Below are 3,865 nucleotides of genomic sequence, written 5' to 3'. Positions count from 1 at the left end.
CTCCGACATCACCCTGGTCCGCGGCGACCTGCGCGCCGCCGCCGACGCGGTCCGACTCTCCCGCCGGACCCTGACCACGATCAAGACCAACCTGTTCTGGGCCTTCGCCTACAACGTCGCCGCCATCCCGCTGGCCGCGGTCGGCCTGCTCAACCCGATGATCGCCGGCGCGGCCATGGCGTTCAGCTCGGTCTTCGTCGTCGGCAACAGCCTGCGGCTGCGCCGCTTCCGAGCACGCGCTACCTGATCACGGCAACTCCCGACAGAGGTGGTGCGGCCGGCCCGGCTGCACCACCTCCTCGTGTCGAGGGCCCGCCGCCGATCGCTCACAGGCCGGGAAATGCGTTCCGTGGCCGGGCGAGACGTGCGGATTCACGTGTCCGGTGAGCTGATGCGGGCAGGGCCGTACCCGGTGACGAGGAGTTTCCACCCGGCCGCTCCGCAACGCAGGCGCGCCGTGCAGCCACCAAGCGCCCAGCAGCGAGGTCGTACCCGCGACTGCCATCGCGACGGCCAGCGATCACCCCGCGGCAAAGCCGATGATCAGCGGACCGAGGACGAAGGCGACCTCGGCAACAGGCCGGTCAGCGCGAGCAGGCTGCGCCGGCTGTCGAGGCCGTCCATGCGAGGCCATCGACGCTCGTGATGATGTAAGGGCGTCAACTGGCCCCGACTGCCCAGCAGCGCGAGGCTGACCATTCCGGCAGCCAGATTGCAGAACAGCGCCGCCACCACCTGCTGCACGCCCCGGTAGGCAAGAGCCCGACGCATGGCGCATCAGCTCAGTGTCCGTTGCGATCGATCGACCTTCATCGACGGTGTCCCGCGCCGATCGAACGGACTTGAGTCTCTTCCTCAGCACGATTCATGTCGGCTCGACGAGCCGCTCGAGGGCGGGCCGCAGGACGCGTTCGAGGTCGGTAGCCGTGGCATCCGCCACCGCAGGTACCTCCACCAGGTAGCGGCTGATCGTCAGTCCCAGCACGCACGCATTCAGCAATGCGGCGCGCAGGGCGGCATCCGGTCCGCCGATCGTGGAGGCAACCCGTTCCTGCGCGGCACCCATCACCTGGTCGCGCAGTACCGCCTGCGCCGCAGGGTGGGTGAGGCAGCTCCGCAGCAGCGCCTCCGCCGCCGCACGCCGCTCAGGGTCCTCGAAGGCATCGAGCACGTGGTCCAGCGCAGCCTGCGGCAGCTCGGTACGGCCGGCGGCGAGGAGCTCGTCGAGCGGGGTGCTCCACCGCGCGGCCGCGGCGAACAAGGCCTCCTTACTGCCGAAATTCTGCATGACCAGCGCGGGATCCACGCCCGCACGATCCGCCACCGCGCGGATGGTCGTGCGCTCGTAGCCGTGCTCGGCGAACAGCGCCCTGGCCGCGTCGCGGATCACCGTCTCGCTGCGTCGTCGTCGCTCGGCCCTCGTCGCAGGCCCCGCATCGCCACTCACGGCTCTCACTCTACAGGCGTTGACCGAAGGAGGAAGTTCACTCTACGGTCGTTGAGTCGAACTCGTGAAGGAGACTGATGACCCCGCCCCTTGCGGCATCAGGTAGGAGCGCTCGGCGCTGGTTCGCGCTCGCGGTGCTCGCCGGGAGCCAGCTGCTGATCGTGCTGGACGCGACGATCGTCAACGTCGCGCTCACCGACATGCAGGACGACCTCGATCTCGCCCCCACCGCCCTGCACTGGGTGGTCACCGGGTATGTGCTTGCGTTCGGGGGCTTCCTGCTGCTGGGCGGGCGGCTCGCCGACCGCGTCGGCCGCCGCCGCATGTTCATCGTCGGTGCCACGGTGTTCGGCACCGGATCGCTACTCGCCGGACTGGCCGAGACCGCCCTCGTGCTGTTCGGCGGCCGGGTGATACAGGGTCTCGCCGCGGCCGTGCTGGCGCCCGCCGCCCTCTCCCTGCTGATGACGGTGTTCCCGCCCGGCCGCGACCGGAACCTGGCACTGGGCGTGTGGGGAGGAGTGTCCGCCAGCGGCACCGCCGTCGGGCTGATCCTCGGCGGGATCCTGACCGAGGCGCTGTCGTGGGAGTGGGTGTTCTGGGTCAACGTTCCGATCGCCGCGATCGCCGTCGCCGGTGCCGGGGTCGTCCTGCCCGACAGCTCTCCTGAGCAGACCGAGCGGTTCGACCTCGCGGGCGGCGTGCTCGCCACCGCCGGGCTCGCCGGACTCGTCTACGGCCTCGTGCAGGCTGCCGAGTCGGGTTGGACGTCGGTGCCGGCGCTGCTCGTTCTGGTCCTGTCGGTCCTGGCTCTGCTCGCGTTCGCGCGGGTGCAGGCTGTGCGCCCGCACGCGCTGGTTCCCCTGCGACTGATCCGCAACCCGACGGTGCTCGGCGGAAACCTGGTCGGGCTCATCCTCGGCGCCGCGATCTATGCACTGTTCTACTTCCTCAGCCTGTTCATGGGCGGCACCCTCGGCTACGGGCCGGTCGCCGTTGGGCTGGCCTTCCTACCGATGACGGCCGCCATCGCGGTCGCCTCGACCGTCGCGGGCAAGCTGCTCGCCCGCACTGGCGCGCGGTCACTGCTCGTGGCCGCGGCGCTGCTCGTCACCGTCGCGCTCGCGAGCCTGTCCCGCATCGCACCTGACAGCGCCTACCTGAGCACACTGCTGCCCGCCTTCGTCCTCGCCGGATGCGGCCTCGGCCTCGCCTTCGTGGCACTCACCACGACGGCCGTCGGCTCTGCCACGCCGGGGGACAGTGGCGTCGCCGCGGCCTTGTTCAACGCAGGGCAGCAGGTCGGCGGGGCGATCGGGCTTGCGGTCCTCACCGCCGTCAGCACCGCCCGCACCGCGAGTCTGACGCCCGACGCCGCGGGTCCGTCCCGCAGTGCAATCACGCAAGGTTGGTCACTCGGGTTCCTTGTCTCGGCCGGCATCATGTCGGCCGGCCTACTGATCACGTTGGTGATGATCAAGGATCGGAGTCCGAACCCAGTGCCGGGACAGCGGTGACGGGCTGGACGGCGGCCCCCGGCTCACTTCCGCTCGCAGTCCGGAACGGACCCGTGGCTGCTCATCGCCTCGTCCACATCACGATTCATGATCGGCTGAGGATCGACAGAAGCGTGGTGACCAGCACGTCGAGCGTCGAGCGCGCCTTCACTGACCTCGTCGGTCGCAGCGTGCAGCGCGGCGTAGGAACGTCGCGGACACGGGCCGGCTGGCCGGCGTCCGAGGCCGCACCAAGGACGCCGCCACCCTCCGACTTGACCAGGTGGAGGTGGTGAGCCGACTGCTCGGGCACCCCTCGGTGACCACCGCCGTCGAGGTCGACGGCCACCTCAGCGTCTCCGACGCCGGACAGACACTCGAGCAGGCGGGCTCACCCACAGTGGCAGCGTGGCCCCACAGTGGCAGCGTGGCGCAGCTGTGAGGGCGCCAGCCCGGCTGGCGCCCGGCATTGCTGGAGCGGCTACTGGGCGCGATCCGGCCCTAGTTCCGGGTCGAGGAGCTCGTGTTCGCGGCCGACGCTCCGGTGTTCGGCGGCGGGGTCTACCGAGTCGAGAGCTTTTCGCGTGTGGCCCGCAGCAAGGACATGTGCCAGAGCCATCACCTGCGCTGGGTCCGCGAAGAACGCCCGAACCTGGCGTTGTTCGCGACGACGACCGATCCTCGGCAGCGTCCGCCGGCGGTCAGCGGACCCGGGCGGTGCCAGCGGTCGGCCCGCGCCAGGCGAACGCACCAGGCCACGGGACTTGACCACCGACGCTCCGGCGGAGACAGCCTGCTCGGAGTAAACGCCGACCCGCCCGTAGAACCGGGATCGCGGCCGGCCCGGACACGGTGATCGCCGACGTCATGCCGGCCGACAAGCTGGCGGTCATCGAGCGGCTGCAGAGCGAGGGCAAGGTCG

The 3,865-nt window shown here is 70.5% G+C and carries 4 protein-coding genes and 1 pseudogene; 3 read left to right on the top strand and 2 right to left on the bottom strand.

Annotation, left to right across the window (positions count from 1 at the left end; translation table 11 throughout):
- Positions 1 to 247, top strand: a pseudogene (locus tag BM093_RS34270) (heavy metal translocating P-type ATPase); the annotation flags it as partial.
- Positions 248 to 543: 296 nt separating this feature from the next.
- On the opposite strand, the gene BM093_RS34265 reads toward BM093_RS34270, so the two are convergent.
- Positions 544 to 744: a hypothetical protein gene (locus tag BM093_RS34265; protein ID WP_143105709.1), complete on the bottom strand. Its 201-nt coding sequence runs from the start codon at positions 742 to 744 to the stop codon at positions 544 to 546.
- Between the two features lie 121 nt (positions 745 to 865).
- Complete coding sequence (locus tag BM093_RS34260; protein WP_218163069.1) at positions 866 to 1,390, bottom strand: TetR/AcrR family transcriptional regulator; 525 nt, start codon at positions 1,388 to 1,390, stop codon at positions 866 to 868.
- A 134-nt stretch (positions 1,391 to 1,524) separates the two neighbouring features.
- On the opposite strand from BM093_RS34260, the gene BM093_RS34255 reads away from it, so the two are divergent.
- Both BM093_RS34255 and BM093_RS36450 read left to right on the top strand, forming a co-directional pair.
- The gene (locus tag BM093_RS34255) at positions 1,525 to 2,964 is read left to right on the top strand and encodes an MFS transporter (RefSeq protein ID WP_093357475.1); all 1,440 of its coding nucleotides are present in this window, start codon (positions 1,525 to 1,527) and stop codon (positions 2,962 to 2,964) included.
- A gap of 271 nt (positions 2,965 to 3,235) precedes the next feature.
- Positions 3,236 to 3,385, top strand: a complete 150-nt coding sequence (locus tag BM093_RS36450; RefSeq protein WP_177238887.1) for a hypothetical protein — start codon at positions 3,236 to 3,238, stop codon at positions 3,383 to 3,385.
- Positions 3,386 to 3,865 lie beyond the last annotated feature (480 nt).

The organism is Pseudonocardia ammonioxydans, from assembly GCF_900115005.1.
In the GTDB taxonomy this organism is placed as follows: domain Bacteria; phylum Actinomycetota; class Actinomycetes; order Mycobacteriales; family Pseudonocardiaceae; genus Pseudonocardia; species Pseudonocardia ammonioxydans.
Note: the sequence above shows the minus strand (reverse complement) of the source record. Positions and strands in the feature narration are given on the sequence as shown.